Source organism: Gordonia asplenii, assembly GCF_012933505.1.
In the GTDB taxonomy this organism is placed as follows: Bacteria; Actinomycetota; Actinomycetes; order Mycobacteriales; family Mycobacteriaceae; genus Gordonia; species Gordonia asplenii.
In genome coordinates, this window is the sequence record NZ_JABBNB010000031.1 from 69,681 (window position 1) to 87,038 (window position 17,358).

General features: G+C 66.5%; 16 protein-coding genes. 4 read left to right on the forward strand and 12 right to left on the reverse strand.

What is annotated here, in order from left to right; genetic code table 11:
* Positions 1 to 115: 115 nt before the first annotated feature.
* Genes mnhG through HH308_RS23435 form a run of 6 tightly spaced genes read right to left on the reverse strand, consistent with a single transcriptional unit; the run spans position 116 to position 6,566 of the window.
* Positions 116 to 445, reverse strand: coding sequence for a monovalent cation/H(+) antiporter subunit G (mnhG, locus tag HH308_RS23410; RefSeq protein WP_170196671.1), 330 nt, complete (start codon positions 443 to 445; stop codon positions 116 to 118).
* Positions 442 to 705: a monovalent cation/H+ antiporter complex subunit F gene (locus tag HH308_RS23415; protein ID WP_170196690.1), complete on the reverse strand. Its 264-nt coding sequence runs from the start codon at positions 703 to 705 to the stop codon at positions 442 to 444. The genes mnhG and HH308_RS23415 overlap by 4 nt, the downstream gene beginning before the upstream one ends.
* An 8-nt stretch (positions 706 to 713) precedes the next feature.
* Positions 714 to 1,472, reverse strand: coding sequence for a Na+/H+ antiporter subunit E (locus HH308_RS23420; protein WP_170196672.1), 759 nt, complete (start codon positions 1,470 to 1,472; stop codon positions 714 to 716).
* Entirely contained in the window at positions 1,472 to 3,106 is a 1,635-nt protein-coding gene (locus HH308_RS23425) for a Na+/H+ antiporter subunit D (protein WP_170196673.1), read from the reverse strand. Before HH308_RS23425 ends, HH308_RS23420 begins: the two co-directional genes overlap by 1 nt.
* A complete protein-coding gene (locus tag HH308_RS23430) occupies positions 3,103 to 3,702 on the reverse strand; it encodes a Na(+)/H(+) antiporter subunit C (protein ID WP_170196674.1) in 600 nt (199 codons plus the stop codon). Before HH308_RS23430 ends, HH308_RS23425 begins: the two co-directional genes overlap by 4 nt.
* On the reverse strand, positions 3,699 to 6,566 hold the full coding sequence (locus HH308_RS23435; RefSeq protein WP_170196675.1) for a Na+/H+ antiporter subunit A: 2,868 nt from the start codon (positions 6,564 to 6,566) through the stop codon (positions 3,699 to 3,701). Before HH308_RS23435 ends, HH308_RS23430 begins: the two co-directional genes overlap by 4 nt.
* A gap of 122 nt (positions 6,567 to 6,688) precedes the next feature.
* On the opposite strand from HH308_RS23435, the gene gad reads away from it, so the two are divergent.
* Together gad and HH308_RS23445 are read left to right on the forward strand one after the other, a co-directional pair.
* Complete coding sequence (gene gad, locus HH308_RS23440) at positions 6,689 to 8,095, forward strand: glutamate decarboxylase (protein ID WP_170196676.1); 1,407 nt, start codon at positions 6,689 to 6,691, stop codon at positions 8,093 to 8,095.
* A 65-nt stretch (positions 8,096 to 8,160) separates the two neighbouring features.
* Positions 8,161 to 8,613, forward strand: a complete 453-nt coding sequence (locus HH308_RS23445) for a hypothetical protein (protein WP_312870824.1) — start codon at positions 8,161 to 8,163, stop codon at positions 8,611 to 8,613.
* A 17-nt stretch (positions 8,614 to 8,630) separates the two neighbouring features.
* On the opposite strand, the gene HH308_RS23450 is transcribed toward HH308_RS23445, so the two are convergent.
* Positions 8,631 to 9,596, reverse strand: coding sequence for a hypothetical protein (locus HH308_RS23450; RefSeq protein ID WP_170196677.1), 966 nt, complete (start codon positions 9,594 to 9,596; stop codon positions 8,631 to 8,633).
* A 421-nt stretch (positions 9,597 to 10,017) separates the two neighbouring features.
* Between HH308_RS23450 and HH308_RS23455 the strand changes: the two genes are divergently transcribed.
* Complete coding sequence (locus tag HH308_RS23455) at positions 10,018 to 10,557, forward strand: nuclear transport factor 2-like protein (RefSeq protein WP_170196678.1); 540 nt, start codon at positions 10,018 to 10,020, stop codon at positions 10,555 to 10,557.
* Positions 10,558 to 10,812: 255 nt separating this feature from the next.
* On the opposite strand, the gene HH308_RS23460 is transcribed toward HH308_RS23455, so the two are convergent.
* The 5 genes from HH308_RS23460 to HH308_RS23480 form a co-directional block, all read right to left on the reverse strand.
* On the reverse strand, positions 10,813 to 11,307 hold the full coding sequence (locus tag HH308_RS23460; protein ID WP_170196679.1) for a hypothetical protein: 495 nt from the start codon (positions 11,305 to 11,307) through the stop codon (positions 10,813 to 10,815).
* A gap of 165 nt (positions 11,308 to 11,472) precedes the next feature.
* Complete coding sequence (locus HH308_RS23465; RefSeq protein WP_170196680.1) at positions 11,473 to 13,668, reverse strand: AAA family ATPase; 2,196 nt, start codon at positions 13,666 to 13,668, stop codon at positions 11,473 to 11,475.
* Positions 13,665 to 14,660 carry a CDP-alcohol phosphatidyltransferase family protein gene (locus HH308_RS23470; protein ID WP_170196681.1) on the reverse strand — a complete coding sequence of 332 codons (996 nt, stop codon included), beginning with the start codon at positions 14,658 to 14,660 and terminating at the stop codon, positions 13,665 to 13,667. The genes HH308_RS23465 and HH308_RS23470 overlap by 4 nt, the downstream gene beginning before the upstream one ends.
* Complete coding sequence (locus HH308_RS23475) at positions 14,657 to 15,400, reverse strand: phosphatidylserine decarboxylase (protein ID WP_170196682.1); 744 nt, start codon at positions 15,398 to 15,400, stop codon at positions 14,657 to 14,659. The genes HH308_RS23470 and HH308_RS23475 overlap by 4 nt, the downstream gene beginning before the upstream one ends.
* Positions 15,401 to 15,403: 3 nt before the next feature.
* A complete protein-coding gene (locus HH308_RS23480; RefSeq protein ID WP_170196683.1) occupies positions 15,404 to 15,865 on the reverse strand; it encodes an SRPBCC family protein in 462 nt (153 codons plus the stop codon).
* 279 nt (positions 15,866 to 16,144) lie between these two features.
* On the opposite strand from HH308_RS23480, the gene HH308_RS23485 reads away from it, so the two are divergent.
* Positions 16,145 to 16,801, forward strand: a complete 657-nt coding sequence (locus HH308_RS23485; protein ID WP_170196684.1) for a hypothetical protein — start codon at positions 16,145 to 16,147, stop codon at positions 16,799 to 16,801.
* The last annotated feature ends 557 nt before the right edge of the window (positions 16,802 to 17,358 follow it).

A 17,358-nucleotide genomic window follows, 5' to 3' on the forward strand; every position in this document is an offset into this window, starting at 1 on the left:
GGCTCAACCAGCGGGGTGGCGCGGCTCAACCAGCGGGGGTGGCGCGGCTCAACCAGCGGGGATAGGCCCGGCTCGACCCGCGGGACGGGGCCGGTGGCGGCGAGGATAGGGCCGCCTACTGCTCGGTCTCCGGTTCCGGGTCGGAGTTCGTCAGGCCGTCGCGGGCCCGTTGTTCCCGATAGACCAACCGCCCGAGCCGGTGCGCCACCACCGGGGCGGTGATCAGCGCGAACAGGCCGGACAAGATCAGCATCCCGACGTCGACGTTGCCGGACAACCGAATTGACGCGCCGGCGAGAATCAGCAGCAGGCCGAAGGTCTGCGGTTTGGTCGCCGCATGCATGCGGCTCAATGTGTCCGGGAAGCGCACCAGGCCGATCGACGCGGTGAGTGCCACGAGCGCGCCGAACAGGATCAGCGCGGTGCTGATGATGTCACCGATCATTGTTGATCATCCCTCACCCGGAAGCGTGCGACGGCCAGCGACCCCAGAAAGTTGACCAGCGCGATCGCCACGATCGAGGGAACGACCGTCGAATCCCGGCTGATCGCCGCCCACAGAGCGAGTCCGCACATGCACAGTGCGACCAGCACATCTGCGGCGACGAGCCGATCCAACGTGCTCGGGCCGCGCAGGATCCGATAGGTCGTCAGCGCCGCCGAGATCAGCAGGACGGCGCCGGCGATGGTCCACGCCGTGTTCATCACCGAGTTCATGAACGCTCCTGCGATTCGGGGCCGGTCACGCGCAGTCGGTCGACCGGATCGACGTGGTGATAGTCGTCGTCGATGCCGTGATAGGGGCTGGGGTGCCATTCGCTGTCGCGCTCGAAGGCCTTGATGAACATCTTCTCCGTGTAGGCGACCTGACGGTAGAACGCGCGTACCCGTCGTTGACTGCTGACGTCGAAGACGTGGACGTACAGCAGCCGCCGCCGATGGTCGAGTTCGACGACCATCGTCCCCGGCACGAGATTGAGATAGTCGATCGCCAGGGTCAGCACCATGTCGGACTTGATCGCCACACGAACCCGGACGACGGCCCCGAGGGGCGGCTTGCCGGGGCGGACGGCCATCCAGCCGACCTGAAAGCTGGACACGGCGAAGTCATAGACCAGGCGCAGCACCAAGATCGCCACCGACAGCGGGTGGATGCGACCTTCGACGGCCACCCGGGGCAGTGGCAGCAGTGTGACGATGGCGATCGCGAGGGTCGCTCCCGCAAGCACATTCGCCCACGACACCACGCCCCACAGCAGCACCCAGACGAATGTCAGCCAGCCCAGCGTCCACAACCGTACGGCCACCTCGCGGCTGTCGGAGCCCAACCACTTCGGCAGCCGCACGTGCCCACGAACCCAGACGAGCGCCGACACCAACGCCCAGAAGATGGTGAGCAGACTCAACCGCCACACGTTGACGAGGCCGCGACGTACCGGGTGGGTGCGTCGGCCAGTCGATGCAGAGGCCATCACTTACCGTCCTTCCCGGTGAAGTTCACGATCTGCGGGCCGAGCACATTGACGATGTACACCTGGCGTGAGGTGATGTCGTGGGCGGCGCGCTCGGTGTAGCCCATGATCGGGCCGGCGAAGATCGTCATCGCAAGGCCGACGAGAACCATCGCGGCGGTTGGCAGCACCATCCCCAACGGCATCCGCCCGACGTCGGCGCGGTCGGCGAACGCGGCGTCGGTGCTCTCGTCGACCAGCGCCGACGGCCCGGCGTCGGACAACTCTCCCTCCGGGGCGTCGGCGCGCGGACGCCAGAATGCCTTGGTCCACACCCGGGCGACGACGTAGAGCGTCAGCAGGCTGGTGACCAACGATCCGCCCACCAGCAGCCAGGCGAGCACGGAGCCGTTCGCGGCACCGGCCTGCAACAACGCGACCTTGCCGATGAAGCCCGAAAACGGTGGAATACCACCGAGATTGAGGCCCGGAATGAGATAGAGCACCGCGAGCAGCGGCGTCGCGATCAGTCCGCCGAGGCGTCGCAGCGACGACGACCCGGCTTGGCGTTCGATGAGCCCCACCACCAAGAACAGTGTCGTCTGCACCAGAATGTGGTGTGCCACATAGTAAATCGCCGCGGACAGACCGATCTCCGACGACAAGGCGATGCCGAAGATCATGTAGCCGATGTGGCTGACGAGAGTGAACGACAACAGACGTTTGATGTCGGACTGGGCGATCGCACCGGCGATGCCGACGAGCATGGTCAGCAGACCGGCGACGAGGAGGATCGAATCCATCGACCCGCCCGGGAAGAGCAGCGTGTGCGTGCGGATGATCGCGTACACACCCACTTTCGTCAGCAAACCCGCGAACACCGCGGTGACCGGGGCCGGTGCGGTGGGATAGGAGTCGGGCAGCCACGTGGACAGCGGGAACACCGCCGCCTTGATGCCGAAGGCGACCAGCAGCACCGCGTAGAGCGCGTTGCGTGTTCCGGACGGCACGGCGTCGAGCCGCAGCGCCATCTCGGCGAGATTGAGCGTTCCGGTGGTGGCGTAGGCGAAGGCGATCCCGATCAGGAAGATCAACGACGACACCATCGACACGATCACATACGACGCCCCGGCCCGGACTCGTTCGCCGCTGGCCCCGAGGGTGAGCAGCACGAAGCTCGCGGCGAGCAGGATCTCGAAGGAGACGAACAGGTTGAACAGGTCGCCGGCCAGAAACGCGTTGCAGACACCGGTGCACAGGATCAGGTAGGTGGGCAGGAAGATCGACACCGGCTGCTGACTCGTGCCGTCGCGGATACCCTGCCCGATCGCGTACACGACCACCGCCAGCAGCACCGTCGTCGACACCACCAGCATCAGCGCCGACAATTGGTCGACGACGAGCGTGATGCCCAACGGTCCGTTGGGGTAGCCGTTTGCGCCCCATCCGCCGATGTGCACGGCGTAGGTGCCGTGGGCGTCGGTCAGGTAGAGCATCATGCTCGACGCCACGAGCGCGACGGTGATCGCCGTGACGGTCACCGCACGCTGGAAACGCGGGTGGCGTCCCTGCAGCAGTGTGAGGGCCGCCCCGAGCAGCGGTGTCAGCGTCGGGAGCACGATCAGGGTGTTGATCCACGAGCTCTGCGGAATCATTCGGTCACCTGCCCGGCGTCGGCGTCGACCGGAGCGTCGTCGGGGTCGCGCAGCTCGTCGGCGACATCGGCGACGTCGTCGGGCATCAGGTCGGTCTCGATCGTCGTCCGGTGCCGGGCGTCGAATTCGGCTGCGGTGAGCGGGTTTCCGTCGTCGTCGAAGTAGTCGCCGGCGGCCGTGTCGGCGCCGGTGACGGGGTCGTCGCTGCGGTCGCGGTCGGGGGCGGTCTGCAGGGAGCCGGTCAGAATCTTGACGTCCTCGGTGTCGTCGTCGACGTCGTCGTCGTCGCGGTTGAGTACGAACAGTCGGTAGGCGAGCGCGAGGACGAACGCGGCGACGCCCATGGTGAGGACGATCGCGGTGAGCACCATCGCCTGTGCGAGTGGATCGGCGTCGTGGGCGCGGTCGCCCGCGGTCTGCCCCTTGATCGGCGGATTACCCATGCCGCCGGTGATCACGATGATCAGGAGGTTGATTCCGTTGCCCGCCAGGATGAGTCCGAGAAGCATCCGGATCAGCGAGCGCTCCATCAACAGGTACGCACCGGCGGCGCCGAGCAGACCCGCGGCGATGAGGAGTCCGAGATTGACGCTCATACCTTCACCACCTGGGGCGCTGCGGCCGGGGACTCGACGTCGAGGCGTGCGCCGAGACTGCGCAGGATGTCGAGGACCAGGCCGACGACGATCAGGTAGATCCCGAGGTCGAAGAACAGCGCGGTGACGATCTTGATGTGGCCGAGGACCGGCAGCGTGAAGGTGATCATCGCCGAGGACAACGCGGGGGCACCGAAGAACAGCGACGCGACCGCGGTGCCCGCCGAAATGGCAAGGCCCGCACCGAGAATCTTGCCCGGCTCGACCGGAATCGTCTCGCCGAGCTCATAGCGGCCACCCGCGAGATACCGCAGCACGAGGGCCAGCCCCATGGTCAGACCGCCCGCGAAGCCGCCGCCCGGAGCATTGTGGCCGGCGTAGAAGAAGTACACCGAGAGCACCACCATCGTCGGGAAGATCAGCCGAGTGGTGGCTTCGAGCACCATCGAGCGATGCCGCGGGTCGCGCAGGTCGCTGCCACGCAGCCACGTCGTGCGGTCGGGCGGGATGGGGTCGTCGTCGAAGTCGGCGAGCGCAAGCGCGTCGGAGACTCGTGGCGCGGCGCCGAATCGCTTGGTGCGGAACACCATCGACGCCACTCCCGTCGCCGCGACGATGAGCACCGACACCTCGCCCAGCGTGTCCCAGCCGCGGATGTCGACCAGGATGACGTTGACCGCATTGGCCCCGTGGCCGAGCGCGTATGCGGCGCTGGGCAGATCGATCTGGACCGGAGTGGCGGTCCGGGCCGCCGCCGCGAACAGGCCGATACCGACGAGGGTTGCGCCGAAGGCCAGCGCCACCACCGCACGAACCGAGCGCAAGCCGGTGAAGTGGCGGCGCTCGGGCTCGGCGGGCAGTTTCCGGAGCACCAGCACGAAGATGACCAGGGTGAGCGTCTCCACCAGGACTTGTGTGAGGGCGAGGTCGGGGGCGCCGTAGAGCGCGAACAGCGCGGCACATCCGTATCCGGTGACACCGACGACGATCACCGCCGCCAGCCGATTGCGCAGCACGGTCGCGGTGATGCCCGCGGCTACCATCCCGACGGCGATCACCACCTGCGCGAAAGTCTCGAAACCGGTGACCGACAGCGTGTTTCGCGTTCCGGTGAAGAGCATCGTGATGGGCAGCACGATCGAGGTCAACAGGATGACGCCGATGGTGATCGGCAGCGACCCGCGCTGGGTGTTGCGCGTCAGGGTCAGCGAGGCGACGTCGGCGGCGCGCAGCACGGCATCGTAGATGCGGTCGGCGTTGATCAGCGGGCGATGGACGAAGAGGTGATTGCGCTCGGCCCGGACGATGAGGAAGACGATCACACCGCCGACGATGGCGATCGCCGAGAACAGGACCGGGATGCCGAAACCGTGCCACATGGCGAGATGTTCCAACTCTTCGCCGTAGTCGGGCAGGGTGGTCGCATACGGTTCGAAGAGGTCGCCGAGCAGCGGGCTGAGGAAGCCCGCGACCACGCCGGCCACGGCCAGCAGGATCGGTGCGAACAAGAACATCTTCGACGGTGTGTGCATGTTCTTGACGGCCGTCGTCGGAACCTTGCGGACCTTACGGCCGAAGGCGCCCCAGAGGAACCGGATGGCGTAGGCGAAGGTCAGCACCGACCCGATGAGCAAGGTGAGATCGACGACGATGTCCTGCCAGTCCGACAGTGCGCCGGTGTCCCAGACCGACCCGAACGCCGTCTCTTTCCCGACGAATCCGATCGTGAAGGGCAGCCCGCCCATGCTCGCCGCGGCGACGGCGGCGGTGAGCGCCAACACCGGCAGTCGCTCCCCGAGCCGGGCCAGGCGGCGCAGGTCGCGAGTACCCGTGGAGTGGTCGATGATGCCGACGACCATGAACAGGCACGCCTTGAACAGCGCGTGCGCCACCAGCATGGTGAGTCCGGCCATCGCGACGTTCGCATCGCCGACGCCGACGAGCACGGTGAGGAAACCCAGCTGCGACACCGTGCCGAAGGCCAGGATCAGCTTGAGGTCGAGTTCGCGCAGCGAGCGCCAGCCGCCGACGATCATCGTGAGCAGGCCGAGCGGAATGACCATCGCGTGCCAGCTGACATTCATCGCGAACGCGGGAGCGAGCCGCGCGACGAGGTAGATACCGGCCTTCACCATCGCCGCGGCGTGCAGGTACGCGCTTACCGGCGTCGGGGCGGCCATCGCGCCGGGCAGCCAGAAGTGGAAGGGAACGATCGCCGACTTGCTCAGTGCGCCAACGAGAACAAGGGCGACGGCGATGTCGATGTACGTCGACGACGCCGGTGGATGCGCCAGTAGATCACTGAGCAGGTAGCTGCCCGTGCGCTGACCCAGCATCACGATGCCGCCGAGCATCGCCAGGCCGCCCAGCGTGGTCACCAACAGGGCCTGGGTGGCGGCTCGGCGCGACGTCGCGCGCATCGCGTAGAAGCCGACGAGCATGAATGACAGGATCGTCGTGGCTTCCCAGAAGACGTAGAGGACCAGCATGTTGTCCGACAGCACCAGCCCGAACATCGCCGCGGCGAAGGCGATCAGCTCGCCGCCGAACACTGCCACGCGTGGTCGGATGACGTCGAAATAGCCTGCGCAATAACACAATACGAGTGAGCCGATGCCGAGGATGAGAGTCGACATGATGGCCGCGAGAGTGTCCATACGCAGCACGATCGACATGTGCAACACCGGCACCCAGTCGACCGTTTGCACCCGCGGCGACCCGGCGGTCGGCCACTGGACGATCAACCAGATCAGCGCGGCGGCCGGGGCGAGTGCGAGGACGTAGAACCCGCGTGAGCCGAGCCACATGATCACCATCGGGGCCACGAGTGCGCACACGCATAGCGCGACCAGCACTGAAACCATGGGCACTCCGATACGGTTGTGTCGGCCACGGCCGACGGCGGGGTGTCACGGGATCGAGTCCCGCAAATCGACATCTTACCGATGCGGCCGCCGCCGGCTGACGACGCATCCGAGGAGAACGAATGGTCCACCGCCCCACCAATCCCCGCCGCGAGATCGACCTCGGGGAGTCGATCCAGCTCGACAACGTCTTCACCCGCCCCCGCGAATCCGATGAACTTCCCCGATATGCGTTGGCGGAGGGGCAGATTCTGCCGGAGACGGCCTACCAGATCGTGCACGACGAAGCGATGCTCGACGGCAACGCACGACTCAATCTGGCGACCTTCGTCAGCACGTGGATGGACGACACGGCGAAGAAGCTCTACGCCGAGACCGTCGACAAGAACATGATCGACAAGGACGAGTACCCGATGACCGCGGCGATCGAGGAACGCTGCTGGCGGATCCTCGCCGATCTGTGGAACGCGCCGTCGGTGAGCGATGCGATCGGAACGTCGACGGTCGGGTCGTCGGAGGCCTGCATGCTCGGCGGGCTCGCGCTCAAACGACAGTGGCAGGACCGTCGCAGGAAACAGGGATTGTCGACGGAGAAGCCGAATCTCGTGCTGTCCTCGGCGGTGCAGGTCTGCTGGGAGAAGTTCTGCAACTACTTCGAGGTGCAACCGCGGTACGTGCCGGTGACCCCGGACCACCTGGTGCTCGACGGCCACGACCTCGACAAGTACATCGACGAGAACACCATCGGCGTGGTCGCCATCATGGGACAGACGTTCACCGGAATGTACGAGCCGGTCGAGGCGATCGCGGCGAAACTCGACGAGATCCAGGCGGCGACCGGGCTGGATGTGAAGATTCACGTCGACGGAGCGTCGGGCGCGATGATCGCACCGTTCTGCCAACCCGACCTGCGCTGGGACTTCCGAGCGGAGCGAGTCGTCTCGATCAACACCTCCGGTCACAAGTTCGGGCTGGTCTATCCGGGCGTCGGCTGGGTGCTGTGGCGCGACACCGCGTCGTTGCCGGAGAGTCTGATCTTCCACGTCAGCTACCTGGGCGGCGACATGCCGACGTTCGCGCTCAACTTCTCCCGCCCCGGCGCACAGGTGCTGCTGCAGTACTACCTGTTCCTGCGGCTCGGCCGGGCCGGATACCGGGAGGTTCAGCAGGGGTCGCTCGACGTCGCGCAGTATCTGTCGGGCAAGATCGGCGAGCTGGCGCCGTTCGAGCTGATCAGCAAGGGTGACACGATTCCGGTGTTCGCCTGGCGGCTCAAGGAGGATTACACCGACAAGTGGGACCTGTACGACCTGTCCGATCGGCTCCGGATGAAGGGCTGGCTGGTGCCCGCTTACCCGATGGCCGATGACATGGCCGACCTGACCGTGCAACGGATCGTGGTGCGGTCGGGGCTCAGCCACGATCTGGCGACAGTGCTGATCGCCGACATCGAGGGCGAGGTCGCCTATCTCGATCGGCTGGAGGCACCGCTGCCGCGCGAAGGCAAGGCGAGCCCGTTCCATCACTGATCGGTCGACGACTCGCTGCGTGTCGTCGCACGCCGACGTGGGGCCCGGCCGATACCGTTAGGTTCGTGTGGACTTCGGTGACTGGGCCCGCTCGTGGCATACGACTGATCGCGGTACTGCTCGCGGTCTGCGGCGTGCTGTTCGTCAGCGGCTGCGGTGGCGGCGATTCGTCGTCGAAGGGCGACGGCCTCGACGTCGTCGCCTTACCGAGCGACTTCCCGACGTCGGACGTGCCGCTGCTCGACGGTCGGGTACTGACCGCCAACGGGACCAAGGCCGACGGCTGGTCGATCACCGTGCAGGGTAAATCCGACGTCGGGAACGCGCTCGACGCCGCGGTGCGCAAGCTGACCGACGCCGGGTTCACCGAGTCGTCGCGGACCACCGAGGGTGGCCAGCGAGTGGTGATGCTGTCCCACAAGGACGGTTCGACCACCTACTGGGTGCAGGTGGGCGCCACGCCGCAGGCCGCGGGCGGACCCAATTCGGTGTTCTACCAAGTGGATTCGGAGGGGTAGGGGCTTACCGTACGTGCTCAGGGGGAAAGCCTACGCAATACCTCTGCTGCGCTGTACCGGGCACGCCCGCTGGGGGTTCGCGGATCGTAGCCGAGTTCATGAGTGAGCGCGTCGTGTCGGCTTTGCAGAGTCGAGTGATGCATCATGAGCGTTGCAGCCGCGGAACGAATGCTGTCGGCCTCAACGAGAATGCGGAGTATCTCGGCATTGCGGTCGTCGAGGAGTTTCAGAGCTTCGACGTCGGGCTGGCTTGGATTGCGGTGGTGCGCTTCGGCGAGAATGATCAACGCGCCGAGGTCTTTGGCATCGATGACGGGTGTCTCCGGAAGTGCCAGGCGGTAGGCGACAACTGCGGAATGCCATGATTCGGGCGCGTGGTCGGCGCGAGTCCACAAACCGAGACCCGCGTGCTCGGTGATGACCGGGATATCGAAGGTGACGAGTGACGCGCGGAGCGCGCCGTAGCGGGTGGCCGCTACCGCCGACGGTGCATCCCCGATCAACAACGGCGGATCCGTCGCGATCACCTGGATCCGGGCGTCCGCTTGGATACCGAGTTCGGCTAGGGCTATCGCCCTCGTGTCATAGGGCAATGCTGCATTGATCGCGGTCAGAACACCCGCTGGGGTGCGGTATGCGCCCATCAATCCGGCCGCGACCGCAAGTCGTTCGACGATCAGCTCATCGCTTGAGCCCGGCGCGCCGCTGCGCTCAAGCCACACCGTGCTGCCATTCCGACTGAGTTGGGACGACCGGGGTAGAACTGCGACGTCCGGCGAAACCCGTTGCCCGTTTGGTGCGAATCGGACGACGGTTCCAGCGTGCTCGGCACCGGCGGTAGCATCGGCCAGATGCGCCGCCCCGCGGACCAGGCCATCGATATTCGTGCCTCGGAGGCTCAGGCGGTCGAAGAATCGTACGACGGACAAGGCGTCGCGCAATCGGGCATTGTCGGGGGAACTGCGCGAATTGGACTTTGGCATCTGTGCTCCAGTCACGGGAATCGATACCAAAAGCGTAGCCGGGATCGCGCTTGATAGGAATATGCGACGTTACACGATCCCGCTCACTCATTGCTCGCCGGGCGGTCGATTGTCCGATTGGCTGACAGAATTGGGATAGCTCTGCGCGAATGGCGGAATCGCTATCGATGCGGTGGTGGGCGTTCATCGCGGAGCTAGTCTGAAGATCCGACCGAAGGCCGGTCGGATCTGGTCCATCCAACGGTGTGCGGAAATACCGTGTAGACCAAGGTGAAACGCAGCAATACTTCACCGGAAGTTGGCGGCGGAGAAGGCAATCGCTCAACTGGCCCAGGCGAGATGACTGAGTGCGTTGTCGGACCGGTAAACGATGATTGATTCCGTAACTGCGGGACTGTCGGTGTCAGAAATGGAAGAGAAAATGACTGAACTATCTGTCGAAGAGATGGAAGCCATCCTTTACGAACATGAGATTCGGGAAGCGTCGCAGGATGTCGAATGGACGATGGGGACGGTGGTCGACGATCCGCACTATGAATTCCCGACCGGCCAGATATCGGTGGACGGCCGGGACGCGGTAGCTGAACACTATCGGCGCGCGTTGCCCTCGGGTGTCGAGCAGCGGGCGGCTTCGCAGAAGCGTGTGCACGGGTCCGGACCGAATACACTGTTCCGGGAAGCCACGTTCTCCTTCGACGCGGCCGACGGCACCCGGCGAACCGGTCAGTATGTGGCGGTGATCGAATTCGATCCGGCGTCGAAGAAGATCGTCAGTGAGCGTCAGTACGGTGACACCTATTTCGCCGAATTCCTGGCCCCCCATCTGGGTGATGACTACGCCCGGTATCCGGGCGTCAGCCTGCTCAATGACGGCTTGGCGGCGGTTTCGCGGGAGCAGATGCTCGAAGAGGCCGAAGCCGGCCGAGCCAATCCCGGAACACGTTCACTGACTTCGTTGTGACGCCAGCTGAGGCCAGACCAGATTCGGTGTTCTATCAACTGGATTCGGAGGGGTAGGGGGTCGGGCCGAAGCGCAACCAGCCGCCCCCTTCGATTGGTCGAACGGAGCGTGTCGCCAGGCCTGCGGTCAAGCCGCCGCTACCCTACAGCTGAGACAGCGTGCACCACGATAATCGTCGTGCCTGCGGGGTGTCAGCAATAGGGTAGCTTTCCCGGCATGTTCGGTCGGGAGCTCGGCAAACCGTCGGAGAGTGCGCTATTCGACAGTGAACGACGCTGAGCCGACCGCACCCGACACTCGGTCGGTAACGGTGAGCGTGTACTTGCCGGCCGTACGGAACCGCCCGACGTTTCCGACATTGCCCTGGCAATTGGCGCTCTTGCTGGTGGCAGGCGTGTCGGGTCCGCTGAAGGTGACTTCCATCTGGCAGTTCGATCCCTTGACCTCGGCATTCGAGGCGTCGCGCGCCGAATAGCTGTACCCGATCGACCCCGTCGAGTAGAGATTCGGACCGAGTTTGCGCGAGTGGTAGTTGCTAGTCGTCACAACAATTGTCCGCACGCCGTTGGGGCTCGCGTTCGGCGCCGGCTTGTTCGGTCCCTGGGGGCTCGGCTGCGTATTGCCGCCGAGACTGCCGAACAGGGTGTCGAGCAGGCCGGCCGATGCGGGCGCCGCTGCCATCGATGATGCGGACAGCGCCGCTACGGCACCGGCGGCCGCTACGGCGGCACGGACTCGTTTCGATTTCATAGACAATCTCCAAACGGTGGGAACTAGGTTGTGCCGCAGAGGAATCCGCTGTCATCGCGGCGCCCGATGCGAACACGCCCTGTCACCCTAGATCCGTCGACGCCGATTCAGTATCGTACAAACGGGCCAATCCGCCCGCTCTGCCGGCTCCTCCGAGTCAGGGCCCTACCGCTCGTCGCGCCGCTGTGCGTATGCCGCGAGGTCGGCGACCTGCTGCGGATCCAGCGACGGCTTCACCGCGGCCCGTGCCGACTTGAGATCCTCTGCCGTCACGGTCACCGCGTCGATGTCGCGCCGCATCGCCGCCAGCGCCGATTCACGAAGCAGCGCAGCACAATCCGCGGCCGAATAGCCGTCGAGCTCGGTGGCGAGAGCGGCCAGCTCGATGTCGTCGGCGAACGGCACGTTGCGTCCGGCGGCCGTGAGGATCTCGTGGCGGGCAGCGGCGTCGGGCGGCGGCACGAAGACCAGCCGCTCGAGTCGGCCGGGTCGTAGGAGCGCCGGGTCGATGAGATCGGGGCGGTTGGTGGCACCCAGCACGACGACGTCGGACAGCGGTTCGACGCCGTCGAGCTCGGTCAGCAGCGCCGCCACGACGCGATCTGAGACACCGTTGTCGCTCGACTGGCCGCGCCGCGGAGCCAGGGCGTCGACCTCGTCGAGGAAGATCAGCGACGGCGCCGACTCCCGCGCCCGCGAGAACAGGTCGCGCACAGCCTTTTCCGACGACCCGACCCACTTGTCCATCAGCTCCGCACCCTTGACGGTGTGCACGCTGAGTTGTCCCGATGCTGCGAGTGCGCGCACGACGAAGGTCTTGCCGCAGCCCGGCGGCCCGTACAGCAGGACACCGCGCGGCGGTTGCACACCGAGCCGGGTGAAGGTGTCCGGGTGGCGCAGCGGCCACAGTACGGCCTCGGTGAGGGATTGTCGGGTCTGTTCCATGTCGCCGACGTCGTCGAGGGTGATCGAACCGAGTGCCACCTCGGGGGAGTCGGCGCGTGACACCGGCCGGATCACGCTGAGCGCGCCGTCGAGGTCGGCGGCGGACAGTCGTGGCTTCTTCTCGCCCGACGCCGATGTGCGCGCTGCGGCCCGCAACGCCGCCTCGCGAGTCAACGCGGCGAGGTCGGCGGCGACGAATCCCGGTGTGCGGGAGGCTATCTCATCGAGATTGAGATCGTCGTCGGTCGGCACGCCGGTGAGGATGGCGGCGAGCAACTTGCTGCGGGTGGCGGAGTCGGGGAGACCGATGATCAGTTCGCGGTCGCACAGCGACGGGTCACGCAGCCGCGGGTCGAGACCGGCCGGCGCGGCGCTGGTGCAGATCAGGGCGATGGGGTGGTCGGCGATCGCGGTGCGCAGGGCGTCGAGGATGAGCGTCGACGCCGGCTCGGGGGTAGCCGGCAGGAGCGCGTCGACGTCGGTGATCAACAGCACCCCGCCGGACGCGGCGAGTGCGGTGATCGTGTCGGTCACCAATTGCGTACGTGCTTGTGCCGCAAGGGCTCCCGCAGTGGGACCGTCGACGATGCCGATGGTCCGCGACGCGCAGACGGAGCGCACCAGGGTAGCCTTCCCGGCGCCGGCCGGGCCGGTGATCAGCACCCCGAGTCGTGGTTGGGCGCCCAATGCGGCGAGTATTTCGGGTTCGTCGAGGGTGATCCGCAGCCACTCGGTGAGCTTGGCGACCTGCGCGTCGACGCCGACGAGTTCGTTGACCGGGCGCGCCTTGCGAGGCGGTGTGCGGCGCGCGGGAACCGCTGTGGGACCCGGCGATCGGGTGGCCGGCACGGCGTCGGAGCCGGTGGACCACAAGACCGCGGTGTTGGGTTGCACGCTGACCGGTGCACCGGGCGTGGTGTCGGCGACGGTCAACAGTTCGTTGGTCCAGGTGATCCCCACGGACGTGGCGAGCTTGCGGGTCGCGCTGCTGGCGGCGAATTCGGGCCCGAGGTCGCGCGGCAGCAGCGACGTCGTGTCACCGACGGACAACACCTTGCCGAGCAGTGCCCGGCGCAGCGTCGCCTCGTCGACGGATTGGCTGGCCAGTGCGGATCCGGCGACCACGACCCGTGACCCACCGTGCACGACGACGGGGGACAGGACGACAAGGGCGTCGGACTTGACGCCGGCGTTGGACAGCGTGATGTCGTCGAGCAGGATCGCGCCGGTGGGGAAGTCAGCGGGTGTGGCGGCGACCACGGTCGCGGTCACCCGGGCGCCGGTAATCGACACCGCATCCCACTCGCGAAGACCAAGCGCGGCAAGAACTTCGGGATGAACACGGGCGATGCCGCGTCGTGCCTCAACGGCGGCCGGATTGAGTTTGGCGGTCAGTGTCAGCTGTGATCCGGTCATGACGGAGCGGCGGTGTTCCCGGTGGTGTCGGTGTGGCCTGGCCGGCGGAGTCCCAGGCGCGCCTGGGACTTTCGCCGCACCAGCCGGGGGCGGCGCTTGGGCTGGGTGCGGCCGAGTTCGCGGCGGTGCGCGCGCCGTTCGCGGGGATGGGTCTCCCACTGTTCCGGACGTGCCGCGACCCACCGCTTGTTGCGCCAGGCGAACGGGATGTGGGCGAGATAGCCGACGATGGCCAATTCCATCAGCAGGTACGGATACGTCACGAGAAGTGCCGCCGCACCGGCGACGACGACCATGATCGGTGCGATGGCGGCCCGCGAGATCTTGCTCGTGGCTTTGAGCGACGACGTCGGAATGCGGCTCACCGCAAGGAAAGCCGAGAAGATCAGCCATCCGCCGACCACGCCGACCGACGTCCACCAGCCGTCGCCGAACTGCTGTGCCACCGCGATCGGCAGCAGTGCGATGATCGCCGCCGCGGGCGCGGGCACCCCGACGAAGAAGTCCTTGGTGTAGCCGGGCGCGTTCTCGTCGTCGTTGAGGGTGTTGAACCGGGCCAGGCGCAGAACGATTGCGCAGCAATAGACCAGAGCGAACAACCAGCCGATGTCCTGGCCGGGCATCAGATGGACGTACACGATCAGCGCGGGTACCACGCCGAAGTTGATGGCGTCGGCGAGCGAGTCGATCTCGGCGCCCAATTTGGTTGTCGCACCGATCAATCGGGCGACGCGGCCGTCGATCCCGTCGAGGAAGGCGGCGGCGACGACCAGGGCGAGGGCGAGGTCGACCTTGCCGTCACCGGCGAACCGGACGGCCGACAGGCCGGCACAGATCGCGAGGATGGTCAGCGTCGACGGGATGACGATCAGCCCGGAGTGCAGATTCGACCGGCCGTCGGTTTTCGGCGTCGACGACGAACGGCGTGTGCGGATGCCGGCGAGGCGTCGTCGGGAGACGCGATCCGGTTGCCGCGGCCGGCCGGAGATCATGCCGGACTCTGGGGGAGGTCGGCGATCACGGTCTCGCCGCCGACGGTCCGCTGGCCCACCTGGACGCGGGGAACCGATCCGGCGGGCAGATAGATGTCGACGCGGGACCCGAACCGGATGAGCCCGTAGGTGTCGCCGATCGCGAGCCGGGCGCCGGGCTCGACGTCGCACACGATGCGCCGCGCGATCAGCCCGGCGATCTGGATGACGGCGATCCGGATGCCGTCGTCGGTGCGGATGATCATCGACGTGCGCTCGTTGTCGCTGCTGGCCGCGGGTAGGTCGGCGGAGAGGAACTTGCCCGCGGTGTGCGTGACCGACTCGGCGGTGCCGCTGATCGGGACCCGCTGTACGTGGACGTCGAACACCGACAGGAACGTCGAGACCCGGGGGACCGGCTGGTCGCCGAGGCCGAGTTCGGGCAACGGCACCACTTCATCGACTAGCGCCACCTCGCCGTCGGCGGCGGCGACCACGATTCCGGTGGCAGTCGGCGGCACTCGGCTGGGATTGCGGAAGAAGGCCGCGCTGGATGCGGCGAGCACGGCGGCCGGGCGGGAGATCCAGCGCTTGCGACGTGTCAGGACCGCCACCGCGGCCGGGACTGCGACGAACGGGATACCCGCCGGATGCAGCGGCGGAATGGTCTGCGTGGCAAGCGCACGCAGATGCTCGACGGTCGACTGTTGGCGTGGTTCGACGCCGGGGGCAGACGGGTCGGGGACGGGACGTCGGGCCATGCGTTACGCCGCCTCGGCCGCGCGCTTGATCTTGCCCAGAGTCTCGTTCATGCCCTCTTGCAGTTCGGCCTCGAAGGAACTGGTTCCGCCCATGAACTTGTCGACCAGTGCAGCTGAAATGGCCGTGGTCTCACCGTTTTTCACTTCGCGGCGTTCAGTCAGCGTGACGCCCGCGTCGGTCGGGGTGAGCGTGTAGCTCCACACGGTGCGGTTCTCGGTGACGCGGAAGGCGAGTTCTCGATTCGGCTCGAAGCGGATCACCTTGGCGGTGGTCGGCCAGACCAGCGGACCACGGCGGTTGATGTTGAACGTGCGGGTTCCCACTGACACGGGTGTGCCGCGCACGATCATCCTCTTGCATTGCGGGCTCCACTCGCTCATCCGCTTGAGGTCGGAGACCACTGTCCACACCTTTTCGGGAGTGGCCTTGATGTCGATGGATGCTTCGATCAATGGCGCTGCCATGGTCGATCCCTTCTCGGGGTGGAATGAATATCGCCCGTCACCCTATTCGAACGTGCGGGCCGCAGCCATGACGGCTCCCACAGCCGTGTGCGCGGATTGTCCGGTGTGCGGAGGTCGATGGCGGCGTCGCAGATGGTCGGGGTCGGCGGCGCCGGTATCACGTTCGACGCCGGGCCGGCGCGCAACATCTCGGCCATGTGGAGTTCTCCCTCGCCGTCGGCGTGTCTTCCCAGTTGATTGTGTCAGCTTGTGGGGCGGGGGAGCGCTAGGTTTGACGGTATGAACTATCCGCAGGATCCGGGACAGGGGCAGCAGCGTGGAGGTCCCGAGTGGGGACCGTCGGGGCAGCAGGGTGGGCCGGGACAGCCGGGACAGCCTGGGCCGCCGCAGGGTGGGCAAGGATATGGGCAGCAGGGGCCGCCCGGTCAGCCGCGGTATGGGCAGCCGCAACCGTATCCGCAGCAGGGGCGCGATCAACCTCCGCAAGGTCGGCCGCAACCGTATCCGCAGCAAGGGTCACATCCGGGCGGCCCGCCCCCGCAGTACGGCCAGCCGCCGCAGGGATATGGGCCGCAGCAGGGCGCCCCGCAGCAGGGGCAGTACGGCCAGCCGCCCGGTCAGCAGCAGTTCGCAGGCCAGCCGTCGCAGGGCGGTGGCGCGTTCCTGCACATCAACACGTCGTTCATGCCGCTCGGCTTCTTCTTGTTCTTCACCGGGCCGTTGATCGTGATCGACGGCGTCGAGCGCGGTCGGACGTGGGGCGAAGAGGCGTTCGAGGTGGCGCCGGGTGTCCATCACGTGCACATCCACACGCGCTACATGGGCAGTATGGGTCCGATCGACGAGCAGGTTCAGGTAGGCCCAGGTCAACATCTCGGCATCGCCTACGAGGCGCCGATGTGGACCGGTGGAAAGGCGAAGTTCCGGTATCGGTAGGTGAGCGTGACGTAGCAGTCAAACCTCGAGCGGCTCGACGCCGCTCGTTGGGTGGTTTGTCCTGCTTTGTCGCGACCGCTCGAGTCGGTCGCCGAAGTGTGGCAATCCCGAGTGCCGAAGCGAGGTAAGAGATTTCGGGACGAACCCGTTGGTTCCGAGTGCCGTCGTTGTCGCGACGTAACCCTCTGCTCCGCGAGTGCCGTTGTTGTCGGCGACGAAACCCTCTGCTCCCCGAGTGCTGTCGACGTCGGTCGTGCCGCACCCCCGTCGCTCCCCGAGTGCCGAAGCGAGGAACGAGCTTCGGTGTAACGAGGGGTCTGGTGACCCGAAAAGCCCAACTAGGGAACGGGATTCGGGGACGCTGAGCGTTCCTGCTCGCCGAGTGCAGTCGACGTCGCTTGTGCCGCAAACCTCTGCTCCGCGAGTGCCGTCGTCGTTGTCGGTCGCGTCGCAATCTTCTGCTCCCCGAGTGCCGAAGCGAGGAACGAGCTTCGGTGTAACGAGGGGACTGGTGACCCGAAAAGCGCACAGGGGAACGGGGATTCGGCGACGCGCAC

What these genes read in the sequence shown, in the direction of transcription:
- HH308_RS23460 (WP_170196679.1), bottom strand. Translation starts at nt 11,307, where the DNA reads ATGAAATCGAAACGAGTCCGTGCCGCCGTAGCGGCCGCCGGTGCCGTA.
- HH308_RS23465 (WP_170196680.1), bottom strand. Translation starts at nt 13,668, where the DNA reads ATGACCGGATCACAGCTGACACTGACCGCCAAACTCAATCCGGCCGCC.
- HH308_RS23430 (WP_170196674.1), bottom strand. Translation starts at nt 3,702, where the DNA reads ATGAGCGTCAATCTCGGACTCCTCATCGCCGCGGGTCTGCTCGGCGCC.
- HH308_RS23470 (WP_170196681.1), bottom strand. Translation starts at nt 14,660, where the DNA reads ATGATCTCCGGCCGGCCGCGGCAACCGGATCGCGTCTCCCGACGACGC.
- HH308_RS23455 (WP_170196678.1), top strand. Translation starts at nt 10,018, where the DNA reads ATGACTGAACTATCTGTCGAAGAGATGGAAGCCATCCTTTACGAACAT.
- HH308_RS23475 (WP_170196682.1), bottom strand. Translation starts at nt 15,400, where the DNA reads ATGGCCCGACGTCCCGTCCCCGACCCGTCTGCCCCCGGCGTCGAACCA.
- HH308_RS23485 (WP_170196684.1), top strand. Translation starts at nt 16,145, where the DNA reads ATGAACTATCCGCAGGATCCGGGACAGGGGCAGCAGCGTGGAGGTCCC.
- HH308_RS23480 (WP_170196683.1), bottom strand. Translation starts at nt 15,865, where the DNA reads ATGGCAGCGCCATTGATCGAAGCATCCATCGACATCAAGGCCACTCCC.
- HH308_RS23415 (WP_170196690.1), bottom strand. Translation starts at nt 705, where the DNA reads ATGAACACGGCGTGGACCATCGCCGGCGCCGTCCTGCTGATCTCGGCG.
- HH308_RS23450 (WP_170196677.1), bottom strand. Translation starts at nt 9,596, where the DNA reads ATGCCAAAGTCCAATTCGCGCAGTTCCCCCGACAATGCCCGATTGCGC.
- mnhG (WP_170196671.1), bottom strand. Translation starts at nt 445, where the DNA reads ATGATCGGTGACATCATCAGCACCGCGCTGATCCTGTTCGGCGCGCTC.
- HH308_RS23420 (WP_170196672.1), bottom strand. Translation starts at nt 1,472, where the DNA reads ATGGCCTCTGCATCGACTGGCCGACGCACCCACCCGGTACGTCGCGGC.
- gad (WP_170196676.1), top strand. Translation starts at nt 6,689, where the DNA reads ATGGTCCACCGCCCCACCAATCCCCGCCGCGAGATCGACCTCGGGGAG.
- HH308_RS23435 (WP_170196675.1), bottom strand. Translation starts at nt 6,566, where the DNA reads ATGGTTTCAGTGCTGGTCGCGCTATGCGTGTGCGCACTCGTGGCCCCG.
- HH308_RS23425 (WP_170196673.1), bottom strand. Translation starts at nt 3,106, where the DNA reads ATGATTCCGCAGAGCTCGTGGATCAACACCCTGATCGTGCTCCCGACG.